General features: G+C 36.8%; 19 protein-coding genes and 1 other annotated feature. Of the genes, 3 read left to right on the forward strand and 16 right to left on the reverse strand.

The window, feature by feature from the left end; genetic code table 11:
- Positions 1-26: 26 nt before the first annotated feature.
- From EM4838_RS12110 to EM4838_RS12155, 9 genes are all read right to left on the reverse strand, one after another.
- The gene (locus EM4838_RS12110; RefSeq protein ID WP_010734294.1) at positions 27-1163 is read right to left on the reverse strand and encodes an AI-2E family transporter; all 1137 of its coding nucleotides are present in this window, start codon (positions 1161-1163) and stop codon (positions 27-29) included.
- Between the two features lie 107 nt (positions 1164-1270).
- Positions 1271-1984 (reverse strand): MgtC/SapB family protein, encoded by a 714-nt coding sequence (locus EM4838_RS12115; RefSeq protein ID WP_010734293.1) that lies wholly within the window; start codon positions 1982-1984, stop codon positions 1271-1273.
- 142 nt (positions 1985-2126) lie between these two features.
- Positions 2127-2828 carry a glucosamine-6-phosphate deaminase gene (gene nagB, locus EM4838_RS12120; protein ID WP_023520342.1) on the reverse strand — a complete coding sequence of 234 codons (702 nt, stop codon included), beginning with the start codon at positions 2826-2828 and terminating at the stop codon, positions 2127-2129.
- 192 nt (positions 2829-3020) lie between these two features.
- Positions 3021-4253: a Fic family protein gene (locus EM4838_RS12125; protein ID WP_071866445.1), complete on the reverse strand. Its 1233-nt coding sequence runs from the start codon at positions 4251-4253 to the stop codon at positions 3021-3023.
- 186 nt (positions 4254-4439) lie between these two features.
- Positions 4440-5633, reverse strand: a complete 1194-nt coding sequence (locus EM4838_RS12130) for an MFS transporter (RefSeq protein ID WP_071866446.1) — start codon at positions 5631-5633, stop codon at positions 4440-4442.
- Between the two features lie 80 nt (positions 5634-5713).
- A complete protein-coding gene (locus EM4838_RS12135) occupies positions 5714-6391 on the reverse strand; it encodes a TVP38/TMEM64 family protein (protein ID WP_071866447.1) in 678 nt (225 codons plus the stop codon).
- 612 nt (positions 6392-7003) lie between these two features.
- Positions 7004-7354, reverse strand: coding sequence for a hypothetical protein (locus EM4838_RS12145; protein ID WP_071866449.1), 351 nt, complete (start codon positions 7352-7354; stop codon positions 7004-7006).
- 123 nt (positions 7355-7477) lie between these two features.
- Entirely contained in the window at positions 7478-7672 is a 195-nt protein-coding gene (locus EM4838_RS12150) for a hypothetical protein (protein ID WP_019722298.1), read from the reverse strand.
- Positions 7673-8058: 386 nt separating this feature from the next.
- On the reverse strand, positions 8059-9567 hold the full coding sequence (locus EM4838_RS12155) for an RNA-binding domain-containing protein (protein WP_192923824.1): 1509 nt from the start codon (positions 9565-9567) through the stop codon (positions 8059-8061).
- Positions 9568-10212: 645 nt separating this feature from the next.
- Here EM4838_RS12155 and EM4838_RS12160 point away from each other — a divergent pair.
- Positions 10213-10470 (forward strand): hypothetical protein, encoded by a 258-nt coding sequence (locus tag EM4838_RS12160; RefSeq protein ID WP_010734286.1) that lies wholly within the window; start codon positions 10213-10215, stop codon positions 10468-10470.
- Between the two features lie 332 nt (positions 10471-10802).
- On the opposite strand, the gene rplL is transcribed toward EM4838_RS12160, so the two are convergent.
- The 4 genes from rplL to rplK all read right to left on the reverse strand — a co-directional run bounded on the left by rplL (position 10803) and on the right by rplK (position 13322).
- Complete coding sequence (gene rplL, locus EM4838_RS12165) at positions 10803-11171, reverse strand: 50S ribosomal protein L7/L12 (RefSeq protein ID WP_010734285.1); 369 nt, start codon at positions 11169-11171, stop codon at positions 10803-10805.
- A gap of 58 nt (positions 11172-11229) precedes the next feature.
- Complete coding sequence (rplJ, locus tag EM4838_RS12170; protein WP_071866450.1) at positions 11230-11733, reverse strand: 50S ribosomal protein L10; 504 nt, start codon at positions 11731-11733, stop codon at positions 11230-11232.
- A gap of 170 nt (positions 11734-11903) precedes the next feature.
- Positions 11904-12029: a sequence feature (ribosomal protein L10 leader region), on the reverse strand.
- A 79-nt stretch (positions 12030-12108) separates the two neighbouring features.
- Positions 12109-12798, reverse strand: coding sequence for a 50S ribosomal protein L1 (rplA, locus tag EM4838_RS12175; RefSeq protein ID WP_071866451.1), 690 nt, complete (start codon positions 12796-12798; stop codon positions 12109-12111).
- A gap of 101 nt (positions 12799-12899) precedes the next feature.
- The gene (gene rplK, locus EM4838_RS12180; protein ID WP_010734282.1) at positions 12900-13322 is read right to left on the reverse strand and encodes a 50S ribosomal protein L11; all 423 of its coding nucleotides are present in this window, start codon (positions 13320-13322) and stop codon (positions 12900-12902) included.
- 320 nt (positions 13323-13642) lie between these two features.
- On the opposite strand from rplK, the gene sdaAB reads away from it, so the two are divergent.
- Complete coding sequence (gene sdaAB / locus EM4838_RS12185) at positions 13643-14311, forward strand: L-serine ammonia-lyase, iron-sulfur-dependent subunit beta (protein WP_010734281.1); 669 nt, start codon at positions 13643-13645, stop codon at positions 14309-14311.
- A 15-nt stretch (positions 14312-14326) separates the two neighbouring features.
- On the forward strand, positions 14327-15199 hold the full coding sequence (sdaAA, locus tag EM4838_RS12190) for an L-serine ammonia-lyase, iron-sulfur-dependent, subunit alpha (protein WP_071866452.1): 873 nt from the start codon (positions 14327-14329) through the stop codon (positions 15197-15199).
- A gap of 113 nt (positions 15200-15312) precedes the next feature.
- Here the strand turns inward: sdaAA and EM4838_RS12195 are convergent, their stop codons facing one another.
- The 3 genes from EM4838_RS12195 to EM4838_RS12205 form a co-directional block, all read right to left on the reverse strand.
- Positions 15313-16623 carry an amidohydrolase gene (locus EM4838_RS12195; RefSeq protein WP_071866453.1) on the reverse strand — a complete coding sequence of 437 codons (1311 nt, stop codon included), beginning with the start codon at positions 16621-16623 and terminating at the stop codon, positions 15313-15315.
- Positions 16620-18344 (reverse strand): adenine deaminase C-terminal domain-containing protein, encoded by a 1725-nt coding sequence (locus EM4838_RS12200; RefSeq protein WP_065096677.1) that lies wholly within the window; start codon positions 18342-18344, stop codon positions 16620-16622. Before EM4838_RS12200 ends, EM4838_RS12195 begins: the two co-directional genes overlap by 4 nt.
- 109 nt (positions 18345-18453) lie before the next feature.
- Entirely contained in the window at positions 18454-19515 is a 1062-nt protein-coding gene (locus EM4838_RS12205; RefSeq protein WP_023520403.1) for an ABC transporter substrate-binding protein, read from the reverse strand.
- Between the last annotated feature and the right edge of the window lie 20 nt (positions 19516-19535).

Below are 19535 nucleotides of genomic sequence, written 5' to 3' on the forward strand. Positions count from 1 at the left end.
TGACCCTCGTCTCTTTTCGTTGACAGTTATTCATGTTCTAATTCAATTTTCTTGGGTTGTTCTTCTGCTGGAACTTGTTCAAACTTCCGCAATAAATAAATCTTACGAATATTCAATACTAATGTTTTGATCACCGCATACACAGGGATACAGATTAACATTCCCATGATCCCAGCAACACTTCCTGCACCGATCAATACTAAAATGATCGTTAGTGGATGAATGTTCATTGTTTTTCCGAAGAGTAATGGCTTGATCACATTGCCATCCAATTGTTGGATAACAAGAATGGATAACGCCATGTAGAGTGCTTGAAATGGCGAAATAAACAGTCCGACAATAATAGCTGGTACTGCACCAATAAAAGGGCCAACGTACGGTATGATATTCGTCACTCCGCAAACGACTGCCAGCAACAAACTATATGGCTGCTTGAAAATCGTCATTGCAATAAAACTCATCACGCCAATGATCACTGCATCCACGATCGTGCTACTGATATAAGCAGATAACGTTTCATTCAACTCTCTGACCGTTTGGCGTAATTCTCCTCGAATTGCTTGAGGAAAGAAAGGCGACAACGCATCGATAAATTTATGTCCATCTTTGAACATAAATAATAAGATGAATGGGACAGTAAACAATAAAATAAAGAATTGCATCATAAAAGAAAGAATTCTTGAAACGCTCCCTGTCAGACTAACCAACAAGATATTGAACAAGTTGCTCAACGACAAGTTGGCAGACGCAAACTGTTCTTCTAGATTCAATGAACGAAACTCTTCTCTTTGCATGATCTCAGTCAACCAACGACTAGTTTCGTCTGCATACGCAGGAATACTTCTAGTTAATTGCACTGCTTGATCAACCAATTGAGGCAAGATGTTCATGATGGTCAAAAAGACGATCACTAATAAGACAATCAATGTCAATAGATAGCCCAACACGCGTGGTACTCGATGTTTTTCTAAAAATAAGACAACTGGATTAAACATGTAATAGAAAAATCCAGCAATGATCAGTGGCATAATGATTGCAGATGCCATTCTCAAAATCGGGTGAAACACATTTGGCATACGTAAAATAAAGAAAACGCCAATAATCGTTAAGACTAATTCCACTGTCCAAAATAACAATTTTGACTCTTTGAACCTTGAATACATAGATATCCTCCAAATTTCATGCTTACAGATACTCTTATTTTATCATTTATTCATCGGTAAAGCGCTATTTTTTCTTTTATTTCTTGTTATTTAAAAAAAGTGGTTACTCAGGTAGATAAACTAACCAGATGTAAGTTAGTAATATTTTTATACGTGGATAATTCTTCGATCACTTCTGCATACGTCAATCCTTTTGGTAAATCGATCGTATACACGTTTTTATAAATACGGTAATCATCCACAAATTTTACATCAAAATTGACATCCTCGATCGTAATGTTTCTTTTTTCAAAATAATCATTCAAGAAATCCTTGGTTTCTTTTCGATGAATAAATTGGATCACTAATTTTTTTGTTGTTGGTACATGGATGATGCGCTTCACTACAGTCAATGCAAACACAATACCGACGAAACTAGTGAGTGCAATGGCATAAAAACCCATTCCGATTGCAATACCCAATCCTGCGATTGCCCAAAGTGATGCTGCGGTCGTTAACCCAGTCACTGATTGTTTCGTAACAATGATCGTACCTGCTCCTAAAAAGCCGACGCCACTGACAACTTGTGCAATCAAGCGAGCTTCATCTGAACGGAGGGTCCCAACTAATTCAGGATACTCTAATGCATTTCTCAACGCACCACTAGCAATTTCCACTTGGATCAAGGCAATAATACAAGCCCCCATACAAACCAAAATATGTGTACGCATCCCTGCTGGACGGTTTTTATATTGTCGCTCAAAACCAATTGCTCCGCCAAAAAGCAATGCGATACTCAATCGTATAATAATTTCTGGTATGGATAAAACCATATCCTCCATGAATATCCCCCCCTCTTATCAAATATAGCACGACTAAAAAAAACAAACAAAATATAACTATTTTTTATGACCTAAAAAAAAGCCACTGTGCCAGATCATCTGATAAAAACCAGATGATCTCCAGTGACTGAAACCTTTTCTATTATAATTTGCTTGCTGCTGCTTCATCAACAATGACTATCACGTCATCATGATTTTGCAAAGCACTTGCTGGCATATCTGTGGTAACAGGTCCGTTGATCATTCCTTTGATTGCTTCTGCTTTACTTTCGCCATAAGCCATCAAGACGATTTTTTTACCGTTTAGAATTGAGCCGATTCCCATAGAAACTGCTTTCGTTGGGACGTCTTCCACTTTATCAAAGAAACGTTTATTGGCATTGATTGTTGATTCAGTTAAATCGACAACACTTGTTTTTCCATCAAATGGAGCACCAGGCTCATTAAAACCGATGTGACCGTTTTGACCGATCCCTAAAATTTGGATATCGATTGGATGTTCTTCAATGATTTGGTCGTAGGATTGACAAGCTTGATCTAAATCAGCTGCTTTTCCATCAGGTACGAATGTTTCTTTAAATGGTTTCTTGTCGAATAATTCAACATTCATAAAATGGCGGTAGCTTTGATCATCTGAGCCACCTAGTCCAACATACTCATCCAAGTTAACAGAAGTCATGTTACTGAAATCCATGTCGCTTGAAGTCATTTCTTTATATAAAGTGATTGGCGTACTCCCTGTTGCTAAACCTAGAACTTTCGCACCATTTTCCATTCCATTTTTAATTATCTCAAAAGCTTTTTTTCCGCCTTCTTCAGCATTTTTCACACGAATGATTTCCATAACGATTACTCCTTTTGTTTTGGTATAGCCCAATTATAGCACCTTTATTTCAAAATGACAATATCTGTATAGACCAAATATAAAAAAATCATTTATTAAGGTTTAACTATCATTATTCCGTTTACCAAAACGATCACCTACAAATTTGAAAATAAATAATAGGTAAATAAAACATGTCACAAAATTTTGTTCTTATGAAAATGACTCTAGCCTCTCTTGAAATTCTGTTGAAAGGATATGGATTGAGGGTTTCTTTTTAATCTGTACAATGAGCTTTTTAGCGATCAAATATTGATTGATTTGTTTTAATTTAGGATAAGATATATTAAGGTGTTTTCTCAATTCAATGTCCGTAATATATTCATTTACCTCATTATATAAATGACCTTGAATCAATACAAATAATACTTCAACCATATCTTTGTCTTTCAGATCCAATTTTTTAAGATTATTAATTGCATTATCTAGTTTGGCTTTTGCTATCTGTAGCTCTTCAATCACCTTAGTTTGTCCATCAATAATCAATTGATACATATTTTGTACAAACAGAGTCAAATCCGCTTTATTTCTCGGATTTGAAACTTCTTCGAATAACTTTCCATAAGCTTTTTTGTCATGTGTGATTGCATTTGAAATTGTGATCCCAGTTAAAAAATCTAATTTTCTAGAAAGATAATTTGAAATTAAAAATCTCCCCATCCGACCATTTCCATCGTAAAAAGGATGGATATATTCAAAATAGTAATGGGTAATCACGCATTTTAATAAAAAAGGAATATCTTTTCTGTTCATAAATAAAACGAGATTATTTAAATCTCTTATGATTGTTTCCTCGTTAGGATTACCTTGATGAACTCGTTTGTTCTCAGAACCTATATAGACTACTTCCTTTCTGAATAGCTGTCCATCTGGTTGATCCTCTTCTGGAATATCTTTACGAAATAATTCATCATATATATTTCGTATTTTCACAATATCGTGAATCTCCTCAAACTCAGACTCACCCAAGTTCATGTACATATTTACTATTCCTTTAAATCTAACTATTTCATCACTATTTCTTTTCTTTATTGCTGTTCCGATTTCTTTTCTTGTACTTTGTATACCTTCAATATCGTTTGTTGATTTTATTTCATCAATGATTTGCGAATTAAAGATGTTTCTCTGGATAATCGGCGGAAGCATACTAATGTATCTTTCAATTTCTGATGAATTTTTTTGAATTCTTTCTTTTAAGTTTTCATGTTCTAATAATGGTATGTAAAATAGTTCATAACTTTCTGTTGTGATACGTTGCTCTCGATCAAAAGGATGAATTTTAAGTCCAGTCTTAAAAGTAGAAAAAAAGTTAAATCTAGAGTTATACTCTTCCTCAAATTCGTTTCTATTTTCATAAAAAGTAATTTTTAATGGTTTATAGCTCATTTTCACCACTTCTCCTTCACTCTATTTTAATAAAAATACCATTTATTAAAATAGAATGCAATTTTTTCTTGATAACCAACATCTAAATCCATAATTATGCTATAACAAAATATACCAACTAAAAAGAACCTATCCTCTCCTTTAGTTGGTATACGAAATTTATATAGTTAATTAATTTATTCTATCTTATTTTCTTTTATCAGGATAAATAATTGCTTGAAAGAAAAACGCGCACAATTGGAAAATCAGTCCCGTAACAGTCACACCTACCCAACCATAATGCTGCCACATCACTGAGCCTAATAAAGAGCCTGTTGCTCCACCGATAAAGTACATAAACATAAAAATCGTGTTGTTGCGATTACTTGTTGCTTCGCCAAGCCCTTGTACTCTGCTTTGATTCGCTACTTGCCCGAACTGGTTCCCAACATCTAATAAAATGATTGCAACTAATAGGACGGCAACATAGTCACCCGCAACAAACAAAGCGAGAAAACTAATTGTCTGCATCACTAAGCCCATACCAACGATTCGTCTTTCCGAATAAGTATCCGCCAAGCGACCAACGATCGGTGCAGCTACTGCTCCCGACAAACCAAAGATTGCCAAGATCCCTGCTTCAAAAGTTCCCCATCCATAAGCTGGACTACTGATATAAAAGATCAGCGTTGACCAAAAAAGCGAAAACGTTCCAAACATAAAAAAGCCATTGATTGCAGCTTCACGCAACAATCGTTGCTCTTTGACGAGTTTCGGTAAACTTTTTAGTGAGGCAAGATAAGAGACTGTTGACTCTTTTTCCAACGTTCCTTGTGTTCTCGGTAATTTTAAATAGAGTAGCACAGTTAGCGCTCCAACTAGGCAAAGGGCAAATAGGTAAACACTACGCCAAGAAAACCAACTAGCAAGAAGTCCTGAAACAGTTCGAGAGAGCAAGATGCCCATTAGTAAACCACTCAATAAGATCCCCATGGTTTTTCCTCGCGCTGCTGGTCCTGCAAGTACGGCGCCGTAAGGAATAATGATTTGCGGAACGATCGATAGTAGACCAATCAAGAAAGAAGCAACTGCAAATAAAGCAAAGTTTGGTGCAAAAAAGGCTGCTAATAAGGATAGTGCAGATAATCCCGCCATGCGAATGATCAATTTAGGTCGATCGACAACATCCCCTAATGGAACTAAAAATAATAATCCTAATGCATAGCCTAATTGAGTCAGCATCGTCAACAAACCCACAGCACTCGTATTGACTGATAAATTTGCCGCTACTTTTGTGCCAATTGGTTGGATATAATACATATTTGCGACGACGACCCCACAGGTGATCGCTAATAATAAAATCAATGATTTCGAAAGCGGTGTTTGCTTATTCATTTCCATCGGATTCCCCCATTTCCTTTCTTAGTTTACAACTTCTTAGAATAATTGAAAACAGGGAGGCTCAAATAAAATAAATAAGGTTATTTAACTAAATGTTTTCTTCGATCACGATAGATAATGACCACCAATACTGTTAAAACTAACACACTAGCGACCAAAACAAGTGCTTTTATATGTTCCCCATGAAACAATGCTTCTCCGCCACACGCATATAAAAGGGAAGATGGCACTACGCCGATAAGGATCGATAATAATAACTCACGAACCGAAAGATTTAAGGAGGTTGCGGCAAAGTTCACGACAGAAGACGGAATCACCGGTACCATATAGCCGATCATGACTCCTATTTTTGGATGCTTCATCCGACGTATTGCTTTGACCCAACGATTCTCTTTTTTACTATGATCCATAAAGGATAAATGTTGCATCAAAATGATCGATAAGATATTTCCAAGTGCATTGCCTGTTACATTGATAACTGTTCCTAGAAATGGACCATAACTTAGGCCGACGACCACACCGATCACAGAAGTAGGAATACCTGGCACCGCACACATCAAACTGATCAACAGCGTCAAAATAAACGCCGCAGATACTCCGTGTGAACGAATTTCTCGCATCCATTCTTTGCGGCTTGCCTGTGGATCTAGCAATAAGTGGATATCTGGTCGATACTCTAAATAAAGTTGATAGCCAACAAACAAAATCAGCAGTAATCCTAAACCAATCAATGTATTACGTATATATTGCTTTTTCATAGCGACTTCTTCCTCTCATCAGACTTACTCACTGTTAGTGTATCATTAGATGAGGAAACAGAACAAACGTGATACTTAAAATACCAGACTTTCTATCACTATTATTCTAAACTTGCTGAAGGCAAAACAATTCGCTCAAAAAATACCGAAACCACTCATATCAAAGGCTTCGGTGCATAATAATGAATAGAAAAGATTTAATTACTTTTACTTTGCAATAATTCACTGCTTTTAGTTTACCTTGGTGGCTTTAATATCTGGCTTTCTAATTTTTCATTAATATTTCCTATTTGTTTCTACATCGTAAGAGGATTTTTTCGATTCACCAGACTTTACTATCAGAGGATTTATTGTACATAAAGTCTATAGCTACGTTTAAATTCAATATTTGCCATTTTCATCACTGCTTTTATTGCTTCATCTGAAAAGTCGAACTGATACTTACTCTTTTCGAATCCATCTTCAACTATTGTATATCGTTCTTGATCATAACTGATAAGTAAATAGCGATCTTTTTTGAACGTAAGAATTTTTAACTTAAAACAATCCTTCGATTTAAATTCTCTTTTCAAAAATTGCTTTAATTGCTTTTTACAAATCATGTTCATTTTACTATGCCTCTACTTTCTTCATAGACTTAGTAATTCTGTGTTTTTTATTGAATCGATGAACAAATCTGTTTACTTCTTTATCAAATAATTCTTTTTTTAACGTTCGACTAATATAAAAAACTTGTACCTCCTTATCCTCTATTATAAAAGCAATTCGAAAATTTTCTTTTCCTAAACGGATTTTCATTTCATAAATCGATGGTTTTACAGGTGTATCAACAAGTTTGATTCGATAAAAGTTGTGTGTCAAATACTCATTCACTTTATATAAGATTATTTCTTGATACCTTTTTGATTGATTCTCAGAAAATATATTCAGAATTTCTTTACTGACTTTAACTTCATATGTCATGCCTATCCCTTCTTACATATATTTTTAAAGTCTATCTATCCACACTTTCTCACTGATAAGCTTTATGAAATTAAGCACGTGTTGTCCTTCTATTACTTTGCCTGGTTAAAGTTTCAATCATTTTTACTTTTCTATGATAGTGACATTTGCTTTTCCACAAGTTAGTTCTTGTTCTAATATTGACTTTATTTGCAATGCACATTCTTTTGAAAATGGTTCAGCCTCTTCCCATGATCCTAACAATGGATAATTATGGCGTACCGTTTTAACATACTGTTTATTTTTTACTCCTCGCGTTTGGACTTCTACATAATACATAACTATACCTTCTTTGTTAAATTATTTATGTAAAGGCTACTCTTTCAAGCAACTTAGAAAAAAGTGGCAGAAAACACAAAAGATCTGGCGATATTAATTGAGGGTTACAACGACAAGCCTTTTGTCCAACAAGTTGGATAGAAGATTATGTAAATGCAGAACAGATTAACATCATGTAACACAATATAATTATAATCTATAAAAAAAAGTTTTTTTATTCGTTTTATTTATATCTGCTATAAAAAATACCACCCGAAGGTGGATGGGAATGGCATTTAGTTAGGAGTTGGTTTGCGCGGTGATTTTAGTATAAAAAATTATTCAGAACATTAATTGAAAAACGGAAAATATCTCACAAGTGTCATTGAGGGAGATTTTACTTTTATCTACTTACTCTTCATAAAACCAACTTCTATTTCTTTCAGTAATCTTTTAAACGTCATCACCCCAGTTTCCTCAGAAGAGCTTAAAACAAACATGGTGGCTTTACCATTACCTATCTTTTGTAGCATCTCCTTTTCAACTAAGTTATTTACATTTTTTCTAACAGTGTGATCTTTATAGCTTGTAGAATTTACTATATCTTTAATTTTAAAAGCAGGTTTTTCCATGGCATATTTAATTATGCTAGTTTCTACTTCGTTCAGACCACTTAAACTTTCTAACATATTTATTTTCCATATCCTGACTTCAGTAGAATCAAAATTGGTATCAACTTCTGGAGTACGCAAGCTGTTCTTTGTAGCTACCTCAAAAATTCTAGGTCCTCCTGATCCTCCTTTTTCAGCAATTCCAACTCTTCTAAATAACGTTGAGATAATCGAATTTCTTGTTACAGAAAAACTTCCATTTATAAATTCATCTTTAGAAACTTTCATTTCTCCCGGGTTGTAGAAACTTACGTAATCATCACAATTGATTATTTTAATTACTTTATCAGAGACATAATAAGCATGCATTAATGTATTTACTAATGCTTCTTTTAATGCAAGTAATAAGTCTGTTCTATAGGACCCTCTCGTCATATTTTCTTCTTGTCTATAGGAATCAGGCACACTGAGTTCTAATTTTTGAATAACTAAATTGTAGAACGAAAACAAGTTCATCTCAGGATAATTCATATCTCCACTTGATACCCTATCTCGCCAGTCAGTATCTAAAAAGCTTTGTTTTTTAAAATAATCTAATTGAAATTTTTTAAATCTATCAGTTATAGAATTATATTTGCCCAAAAATAATAATCCGCCTATTGTTAGTCTATATGGCGACTTAGAATCTTGTCTATCTTTTTTTAATACTCCAATATTCTTTAATAATTCTTCATGACTAAGCTCAAAATATTTAGAATTATTCGTATTTTTATAAAGTAGATTTCTATATTCGTTCACTGTTTCAAGATTTAAATCGTCTATGTCATAGTTTTGCAACAGCTCACTATCAATATCATTCTGCGAGTCTACGATTAGATATTTAAATTGTGCATCATCTGCAATACGATCACCATCGTCTGTTCTAATATATGTTTTACTTTTGTTGTTGTTTATATAAACTGGTCTTCTTTCATACGGTGCTTTGGGTACATTTATTTCTATAATAGATTTACCTGATACTTTGAATGTTTGAACATCTTCATTAGTAAGTAAATTAACACTAACTTTTTGTTTATCATGGATACAATTCCAAAATTCCGTAATAACTTTTTCTGGGTTGTCGACTCCAACTACTTGGTATTCTTTTTTAGATACTAGCTCTTCTATACCTAAAATTATAATTCCGCCATTAGTATTTGCAAACGCACTATAAGTTGACCATACATCATTCGATAGTTTAGTTTGAGACTTTTTAAACTCAAGTTGGAAATTTTCTTTTGGTTCTGTGAAGATTTCATCTTTCAATTCAATAAACTTAATTTTTTACACCCCCTGATCTTAATTCAAAAGCATTTCAAAAGTATTTCAAAAGTATTCTTCTTTAAAAAATGTTGCTATTTCAACCTTTCCAATATAATTATGCTCAATAGTCTAGATAAATCAAAAGTATTTCAAAAGAATTGACAATATAAAAATTCGAGATATAATTTAGGTTTAATATATTTTAATCTGAATATTATGCCCATCATTAGATAGAGAATAACTCTAATGAAAGGTTTTTTTGTATACTCTAGAACTCGAACCTACACATCTTCTATTATGAGCTAAATACTCTATCTAACTGAGCTAAAGGTACAGGTTGTTACCACTAATTTATTTTTGAGTATGTAAATGAGAAATCGCGGCAACAAACTTGTTATCATAATAAAGGTACGTGTATGGACGGTTATGAAATTGATTATTTTGTATATAATGACAAAAATATTTTGTTGAATGATTTTTAACTTCGTCAATAAGCATTAGTTCATACAAGCTGTTCACATATAGTATGATATACTTTTATTATGTTCTTCTCTATTATGCAAATAAGCATATATAAGGGTTTTATTTGGAAGAATTTATGGCAACGTCCTATACTTAAATTATCAAATAAAAAGGACGTGAAGATAAATGTCAGATTTAGAACACAAAGAAGAAAAAGCTTTAGACAAAATTGTTGCTACAGTCAATAAACTGGATAAAGAATTAAATGAACTTGATACGTTATCTGAAAATCCAGAAAAAAAACACAACCTAAAAAAATGGTTAGTTGAACGTAAGGCGATTCATGAAATCAAAAAAATTCTTCATGAAGCTGATAAATACGAAAAATATGATGAAAAAGAACTTGATAAAGAATTTAAAGAAATTAATGATCTATTACAATAATCTGTTAAAACGACTCATTTTGAGTCGTTTTTTTATACAAAAACACTACCAGAACGCTTCTGGATAATAGTTGAGTTACGAGAAGATTATACACGTACCCAAATTCCTTTTAGCTACTATCATCTATCGCCAACTATATCTAATCACGAATAAGTTTTAGCAATAGACTTGATGAACATCTTTCTTTTCTGCTACTACTCATGATCAAATGGTTTTTACGTTTTTACTTGTGTTGCCACGAGTTATACTAGAAACACAGCGCATTTCAAGAAACAAAAAAAGGCTAAAAACCTTAATCAATAAGGTTTTTAGCCAATCAAAAATCGATAAAATTATTTAACTGTTACAGAAGCGCCAACTTCTTCAAGTTTAGCTTTTAATTCTTCAGCTTCTTCTTTAGAAACGCCTTCTTTAACTGGTGCAGGAGCGCCATCAACTACAGCTTTAGCTTCTTTCAAGCCTAAGCCAGTTGCTTCACGAACTGCTTTGATAACTTTAACTTTTTGGTCTCCAGCTGCAGTTAATTCTACAGTGAATTCAGTTTGTTCTTCAGCAGCAGCACCGCCACCAGCAGCAACTGCAGCTACAGGAGCAGCAGCAGATACGCCAAATTCTTCTTCAATAGCTTTAACTAGGTCGTTAAGTTCTAGGATAGTTGCTTCTTTTAACTCAGCAACGATGTTTTCAATGTTCAATGCCATTTTTGTTTCCTCCATTTTAAATGTTCTTTTTTTATTTATTGTTTATGCTATGCGGCAATTAAGCTGCATCTCCATCTTCTTTGTCTGCGACTGCTTTGACAGCGTAAGCCACGTTGCGGACTGGCGCTTGTAGTACAGATAGCAACATAGATAGAAGTCCTTCGCGGTTTGGCAATTTTGCCAATGCTGTGATTTCTTCCAATGTAGATACTTTACCTTCGATGATACCGCCTTTGATTTCTAATGCTTTTGCATCTTTAGCAAATTCGTCCATGATTTTCGCTGGTGCTACTACATCTTCGTTACTGAATGCAACGGCTGTAGGGCCAGTGAAAACTTCGTCCATGCCGTCTAGGCCGGCTTTTTTAGCTGCACGTGAAAGGATTGAGTTTTTGATAACTTTCATTTCAACGTTAGCTTCACGAAGTTGTTTACGTAAGCGTGTTACTTCATCAACAGTTAATCCACGGTAGTCAACTACGACTACAGAAGCTGCTTCTGTAAATTTTGCACTTACTTCGTCAACGATTGCTGCTTTTTTTGCGATAATTGCTTCACTCATTTTTGAGTTTCACCTCCTGAATTTTGATGGAAGAGTTTTTTACGACTGAATCGTTTGTGCCTCATCTAATCACTGCGTTCTTAGTGATTCTACTCGCTTGCGCTCGAAAGGAAACTCCTTTCGCTCAACTCAACGAGTATTGTTCATCATCTAATCACTTCGTTCTTAGTGATTCACAACAAAAAACTCTATGCCACCGTAGACATAGAGGGACTATTGAATATATTCAATAAACGTCCTCGGTAGGAAATTAAGGCTAAGCCACCTACTGTCTTCGGTACAAGTTAATTATTAACCTCAACTAGCTTAGCACGCTAAACTAGTTGAGTCAAGAATTATTTTTCAGTTGGATCAATCAACGTCCTAATCGTTGGATTAGAAAGAAGCTTGGTCTACATGGATACCAGGTCCAAATGTTGTTGTTACAGTAATGTTTTTCATGTATTGACCTTTAGCTGCAGATGGTTTAGCTTTCACTAATACATCATGGATCGCAGCAAAGTTTTCAACTAATTTTTCGTTGTCGAAAGAAACTTTACCGATTGGTACGTGGATGTTTCCAGCTTTGTCAACGCGGTAAGTTACTTTACCAGCTTTTACTTCGTTGATTGCTTTTGTTACGTCCATTGTTACAGTACCAGTTTTAGGGTTTGGCATTAAGCCTTTAGGTCCTAATACACGTCCTAGACGACCAACAGTAGCCATCATGTCAGGTGTTGCAACAACTACGTCAAAGTCAAACCATCCGTTTTGGATTTTTTGAACCATGTCGTCGTCACCAACGAAGTCTGCACCAGCTGCTTCAGCTTCTTTTGCTTTGTCTCCTTTAGCAAATACTAAAACAGTTTGTGTTTTACCAGTTCCGTTTGGTAATACAACAGCTCCACGAATTTGTTGGTCTGCTTTTTTAGGGTCTACGTTTAGACGGTATGCAACTTCAACTGTTGCATCAAATTTTGCAATGTTTGTTTCTTTCGCTAATGCTACTGCTTCAGCGACAGAATAAACTTTATTTGAATCCACTTTTTTCAATGCTTCTTGCATTTTTTTGCTCTTTTTAGCCATTTTGGTTCCTCCTTGATTGTGGTTATAACGGTTGTACCTCCCACGTGTCCTATACCTTTCAATACAGGGCCAACTGAGAAGCTACTTTCTTAGGGTGCAGATTATTCTACAGTGATCCCCATGCTTCGTGCAGTTCCTTCAACCATGCGCATTGCTGCTTCAACGTTAGCTGCGTTTAGGTCTTCCATTTTTAATTCAGCGATTTCTTTTACTTGATCGCTAGAAACTTTAGCAACTTTATTTTTGTTTGGTTCGCCTGAACCTTTTTCGATTTTCGCTGCTTTTTTCAATAATACTGCAGCTGGTGGTGTTTTTGTAACGAATGTGAATGAACGGTCTTCGTATACAGAAATCACAACTGGAATGATCAAACCTGCTTGATCAGCTGTACGAGCATTGAATTCTTTTGTGAATCCCATGATATTGATACCCGCTTGACCTAGTGCAGGACCTACTGGGGGAGCTGGAGTTGCTTTACCTGCAGGAATTTGCAATTTAACGATTTTTTCTACTTTCTTTGCCACGAGACATACCTCCTTAAGTCCGTGATGTGGTTAATTGGAGATGCATATTTCTCCTCCCACGTATTGTCAGTTGATCTTAAAATCAATTGACATATCATGTACATAACGAATGCACACTGATACAGTATAGCAAATTATTCTTTTTTTTCAACAATTTTTTCTGATTATTTTCACCTTTATCCAAAAAAAAGCTAAATATCTGGTTAAAACGTGAAGAAATCTCTTTATAAATCGCTTATTTATGCTAAACTTACGCCTGTATGAACCTAATACATAATATATATAATAAATAAGTTCTTCTATTCTAATGAGGTGAAATAATGAAAGATCTAAAATACAGAAGTGTATTCGATATTATTGGTCCTGTCATGATTGGACCGAGCAGTTCGCATACCGCTGGAGCAGCAAGAATCGGAAAGATCGTCCGTAGTATTTTTGGTGATCAACCAGATTCTGTTGACATCTACCTATATGAGTCTTTTGCCAAAACCTATCGTGGACATGGTACTGATATTGCCTTAGTTGGAGGATTATTAGGCATGGAACCTGATGATTCTCGTTTAGCAGATTCGTTAAGGTTGGCTCATGAAGCAGGTATGGAAGTATTATTCGTACCTAAAAGTGAAAAAGCCGATCATCCTAATTCCGTCAAAATGTTGTTGAAAAAAGGCAGTCGAAAGCTTTCGGTTACAGGTATCTCAATTGGTGGGGGCAACATCCAGATTTCTGAATTGAACGGCTTCAAGATTTCATTAAGCATGGGAACACCGACCTTGATCATCGTCCACCAAGACGTTCCTGGCATGATTGCTAAAGTCACCAATATTCTTTCAGAAACCAACACCAATATCGGTACAATGACAGTTACTCGTGAGTCAAAAGGCGAAAATGCCATTATGATCATGGAAGTGGACGATCCTCAAGTAGAAGATACCGTAAAAAAACTAAAACAGTTACCAAATATTGACAGTGTCAATTATTTCGAGTAAAGGAGCAGACGAGGTATGTTTTTATCAATTGAAGAATTAGTCCAACAAGCACAAGACTACCCTAGCGTTGCCGAATTGATGATCGCAGTTGAGATGGAGATGAGCGGTCGTTCTCGTGAGCAGATCATCAAGATCATGGAAAAGAATCTACTCGTGATGGAACAATCTATCGCAGAAGGAAATGCCGGCGTAACTTCTGTCACAGGAATTACTGGCGGCGATGCCAAAAAGATGGACAACTATCTTTCTCACGCTGATTTCCTTAGTGGCGAAACAATCTTGACCGCGGTTCGTAATGCGATTGCTGTGAACGAAGTCAATGCCAAAATGGGATTGATCTGCGCAACGCCTACTGCGGGCAGCGCAGGAGTTGTCCCTGGTGTCTTGATGGCCGTACGTGATCGTTTGCAATTAACCCATGAACAACAACTCGACTTCTTATTTACAGCTGGCGCTTTTGGCTTGGTCATTGCAAACAACGCATCGATCAGCGGGGCTGAAGGTGGTTGTCAAGCAGAAATCGGATCGGCGAGTGCGATGGCTTCCGCTGCCTTGGTTTGTGCGAAAAACGGCACAGCTCACCAAGCCGCCCAAGCTGTGGCAATCACGCTTAAAAATATGATGGGTTTGATCTGCGATCCTGTAGCTGGTCTCGTCGAAGTCCCTTGCGTTAAAAGAAATGCTTTAGGTTCGTCACAAGCATTCATCTCAGCTGATATGGCTTTAGCTGGCATCGAAAGCGTGATCCCACCTGATGAAGTAGTCGCTGCCATGTACCAAGTGGGCAGACAAATGCCTTCGATTTTCAAAGAAACCGCAGAAGGCGGACTTGCAGTGACACCTACCGCGAAACGATTAACGAAAGAAATCTTAGAAAAACAAACATAGTTACTTCTTATATCAAAAGCTGAATCAGACAATGCACAAAAATTCATTATCGCCAAAGATATGCCGAATAACCATGGCAGCAAATTTGCTGCCATGGTTATTCGGTTTGTTTCTTACATCCTTCGCTTTGCTTCAAACACAAATTGCCCCATTTGTTCATAGAGGTCCGCTTTGATTTGTTTTAAGTCATGATGGACTAACTGATGATCACGTACGAGCTGTCTGCCATCCACCCACACATGAGCCACATTGGAAGCATTCGCTGAATAGACTAAGGCAGAATAAGGATCAAAAATCGGAAACATATTCACAGACTGCGTCTCAACGATAATAAAATCTGCCTTGTTCCCTACAACAAGCTGGCCAGTTTCTTTAAAATCTAACAATTCCGCCCCACCTCTAGTGGCTAAACGGACAATTTCCTTCGCTGGGAAAAGCGCACGATCTTTTTCAAAGGTTTTATGAAAATTGGCAAATAGCTTCATTTGTGCAAAGAGGTCTAAAGTGTTGCCACTACTTGGACCGTCTGTACCTAAACCGACAGTTAAACCCGCAGAAAGCATCGCTTTAACTGGCGCTACACCTTTCGCTGATTTTGTGTTCGCACCGATACAGTGCGCAATTCCGACTTGCTCTCCTGCTGTAGCGACTAAAGCAATATCTGCTTCTGTCATATGGATACAATGGGCCATGATCAACGGTCTGTTCATAAAACCTAAGTCTTTCAACAACTCGAATGGGGTTTGTTGATACTGCTTCGCTAATTCCTGCATTTCATAGTCCATTTCTGCCACATGCAAGGTGATCGGCACATCGTATCGTTCACTCAATTCGACTGTCCGCTTCAACCCTTCATAGGTATTGGTATTCGGCGCATGAGGAGCCAACGCAGGCGTAATCAATGGATGATCTTTCCACTTTGGCAAGAATGTCTCACAATAAGTCAAACCACCAGAAGGCTCTACATTATCACACACAGGCATATCAATGATCGTTTCACCAAGAATCGCACGAATCTTAAACTGATCACATACTTGCGCAACTTGATCTTCAAAATAATACATGTCACAAAAACCTGTCACACCACTAAGCAACATCTCACTGATTGCATAGGCTGTACTAGCTGCCACTAGCTCTGGGGTCATGAACGCTTCTAATGGAAATAAGAACCGACGTAATCGATCTGGTACATCGTCTCCTAAAGATCGAAAAGGAATCATCCCAGCATGGGTATGTGTATTCACAAAACCCGGCAACAAGATACCCCCTGCTCCATCGATGACTTCCTCCGCAGACGCTATCCCTTTCCGCCATTCTCCTATCTCAATGATGCGATTTTCTTCAATCCGTACATACCCGTTTTTGTATTCAGTCAGTTGATCATCCATCGTTAGAACGTGGACATTTTTTATCAATGTACTCATAACAAAACACCATCACTTGGAAAAACCAACGGATAAAATTCCTGTGTTTTCGTATTCATCATTCCTTTATCTGTCATTTTGATTGCAGGTGAAACTGGTAATGACAACGTAGAAAATGACATGATCTCATTCATATTTTTGTAGCCAAGATTTTGCATTTCTCTACGCACAGTTTTTAAATCTTGGCCTAACTCTTCAATTGGCGCTTGTGAAACGATCCCGCCAATCGGTAGCGGGCAAGTTGCTGTTAATTTGCCCTCGTTAACTACCACATAGCCACCTTGTAATTCCAACAATTTTTGCTGAGCCAGCAGAATGTCTTGGCAGTTATTCCCCATCACCATCACGTTATGATGATCATGCGCCCAAGTCGTCGCAATACTTCCTGGTTTTGAAATGGGTTCTTCCATCAAAGCATACGCCACATTGCCATTCTTTCCATAACGTTCCATCACGAGCAATAAGGCGCAATCTGAATTTTCCCAATCGAGGTATCCATCTTTCACCGGAATTTCCTTCGTGATCCGTTCTGTAAACGTACCAACCTCATGTTTACGAATAACATTACAACGAACACTTGCCAAATCCGTTTTGACTGGCAACCTTAGATCATCTAAAGAAAGCTTTTTACAATGGACCGTTTGACTGTATGAAGCAGGAAATTGTTCGATTTTTTCTGGATAAGTGATCGCCTCACCTTGCCTGTAGACTTCTTTGCCCGATTTAAAGACCGCAGAAATAGCGAATGTAGATAAATCATCTAACAAAATAAAATCAGCCATTCGTCCAGGTCCAATCAATCCACGATCATTCAAACCCATTCTACGTGCAGGCGTATAAGTCGTCATATAGATCGCTTGTTCGACCGGTAACCCCGCCTCTACTGCCTTTCTCAAATTTTCATTTAAGTGACCAGTGAGTAAATCGTCTGCCATCACATCATCAGTGATCAGACAAGCATAGTCATAATATTCATTTTCTGTGATCACCGCCATATTTTCCGGTGTGATCGACTTGTTTTGAAATTGGATAAACATGCCGTTCTCAATTTTTTCTGCTAAGGATTCTGGAAACTGATGCGTATGATCAGAAGAAATCCCGCTATACATAAATGCTGCCAATTCTTCTTCGTAAATTTTAGGACAATGTCCTTCTAACGGCATCGTCGGACGTTTTTCTTTACATAGGTCAATAATTTGGCGAATCAGCGAAGTTGGTTCATGGGCAATGCCGTGAAAATTCATGGCTTCGCCTAAACAAATCACTTTTGGATTGTCTAACAACTTTTCTGTTTCAGCTAACCCAATGATGCCACCGGTAGTTTCTAGTTCAGGTGTAGTGGAAGGAACGGACGATGGGATAGCATGGAAAATATCTAATTCCGTTTCTGCAGCCATAAATTCAGTCAACCCTTCAAGCCCAAAAACATTTGCCATCTCATGCGCATCCGCAATCACTGTAGTCACACCAAATGGTAAAACGGCCTTTGAAAAAATACTTGGCGTAGTCATTGAACTCTCAATGTGCATGTGGCTGTCAATCAAGCCAGGAATCATGTATTTCCCTCGGCCATCAATTTCATGAAGGATCTCCAAGTGACTCAGATCCTTTGTTGTGATGTAATAAAATTTTTCACCGCTGACTGTGACATGTTTCTTCTCAAAACATTGTTTGGCTGTGTTATACACTTGAGCATCTCTAATCAATAAGTCAATCTTCACATTTTTCCCTCACTTTTATTGTCCTTAGACACGAATAGGGGGCTGTGCGTTTCCGACACAACCACCCCAATGTTTATTTTTTCAATGATTTCCGTTGATAGGAAAATGTTTATTGGTTGATCAAACGATTCCAACGATCGATCCAGTCAGTCATTTGACTATTCACGAAATCAAAGTCAATATTTTTTGCACGATCAGCAACTGCCCCATACGTCATATTACCAGCTTCTTCTTCACTCAACTCCACTTTATCATTCGTCGGTGCTTCATTTAATGAAAGTGCCTTTGTTTTTTGTGATTCTTCGCTAATTCTATAGTTGATGAATGAGTAAGCCAATTCTTTATTCGCTGCTTCTTTTGGAATATTAATCGTATTGTAGTTCGCATATGTGCCACTCTCAGGGACCACGTATTCGATCGTGTCAGAATCCCCTTTGACGATATCATAAGCAAAATCCATCACGATCGCTGCTTCGATTTCTCCTGCTTGGAACATGTTTGCTAAGTCAGAAGATCTTGCATAGGTCTTAACGATATTTGGTTTCAATTCTTCTAAGGCTTCAAATGCTGCCTCGCCATTGTCATCTTCAATCGCTACACCCGCATGATCACTTGCAATATACATCATCAAAGGACCGGCAGTCGTAGTAATTTCCGGGATCGAGATTTTTCCTTCTAATGCTGAATCCCAAAGATCTGACCAGCTAGTAATTTCTTTTCCAACTTTTTCTCTGTCGTAAACGATACCTACACTGTTTACAGCAATCGGAACACCCGCACCACTATCAAAGACTTCCTTCGCTCCTTCAGTTAAGTCCGCTAAATTCGGGATTTTTGATTCATCTAGTTTTTCAAATAATTCTTGAGAAGCGCCATCCGCTGAGTTCGCTTGCGCTAACTCAATCACGTCGATTCCTCTAGGATTACTGATTAATTTGTTGAAGCGGTCGCCACTGTTTCCTAGATCCATTGTGATCTTCGCATCGAATTCTTTTTCAAAAGGATCCATCACATCGCTTTTCACGATATCTTCGCTTAAACCAAATGTTGATACAACTAGATCTTTTGACTCTTTCGCTTCGGAAGAATTAGTTTCAGATCCTCCACCGCAAGCTGTCAATACAAACATACTTGCTAAAACTACTGAACTTACTAGAAAGCCTTTTTTCACTGATTTTTCCCCTTTTCTCT

Source organism: Enterococcus mundtii (genome assembly GCF_002813755.1).
Taxonomy (GTDB): Bacteria; Bacillota; Bacilli; order Lactobacillales; family Enterococcaceae; genus Enterococcus_B; species Enterococcus_B mundtii.

Bases quoted from the DNA above. Each gene is read 5' to 3' on its own strand.
- EM4838_RS12115 (WP_010734293.1), bottom strand. From the start codon at position 1,984: ATGGAGGATATGGTTTTATCCATACCAGAAATTATTATACGATTGAGT.
- EM4838_RS12195 (WP_071866453.1), bottom strand. From the start codon at position 16,623: ATGAGTACATTGATAAAAAATGTCCACGTTCTAACGATGGATGATCAA.
- sdaAB (WP_010734281.1), top strand. From the start codon at position 13,643: ATGAAAGATCTAAAATACAGAAGTGTATTCGATATTATTGGTCCTGTC.
- sdaAA (WP_071866452.1), top strand. From the start codon at position 14,327: ATGTTTTTATCAATTGAAGAATTAGTCCAACAAGCACAAGACTACCCT.
- EM4838_RS12135 (WP_071866447.1), bottom strand. From the start codon at position 6,391: ATGAAAAAGCAATATATACGTAATACATTGATTGGTTTAGGATTACTG.
- EM4838_RS12160 (WP_010734286.1), top strand. From the start codon at position 10,213: ATGTCAGATTTAGAACACAAAGAAGAAAAAGCTTTAGACAAAATTGTT.
- EM4838_RS12130 (WP_071866446.1), bottom strand. From the start codon at position 5,633: ATGGAAATGAATAAGCAAACACCGCTTTCGAAATCATTGATTTTATTA.
- rplJ (WP_071866450.1), bottom strand. From the start codon at position 11,733: ATGAGTGAAGCAATTATCGCAAAAAAAGCAGCAATCGTTGACGAAGTA.
- EM4838_RS12150 (WP_019722298.1), bottom strand. From the start codon at position 7,672: ATGTATTATGTAGAAGTCCAAACGCGAGGAGTAAAAAATAAACAGTAT.
- EM4838_RS12125 (WP_071866445.1), bottom strand. From the start codon at position 4,253: ATGAGCTATAAACCATTAAAAATTACTTTTTATGAAAATAGAAACGAA.
- nagB (WP_023520342.1), bottom strand. From the start codon at position 2,828: ATGGAAATCATTCGTGTGAAAAATGCTGAAGAAGGCGGAAAAAAAGCT.
- EM4838_RS12145 (WP_071866449.1), bottom strand. From the start codon at position 7,354: ATGACATATGAAGTTAAAGTCAGTAAAGAAATTCTGAATATATTTTCT.
- rplL (WP_010734285.1), bottom strand. From the start codon at position 11,171: ATGGCATTGAACATTGAAAACATCGTTGCTGAGTTAAAAGAAGCAACT.
- rplA (WP_071866451.1), bottom strand. From the start codon at position 12,798: ATGGCTAAAAAGAGCAAAAAAATGCAAGAAGCATTGAAAAAAGTGGAT.
- EM4838_RS12110 (WP_010734294.1), bottom strand. From the start codon at position 1,163: ATGTATTCAAGGTTCAAAGAGTCAAAATTGTTATTTTGGACAGTGGAA.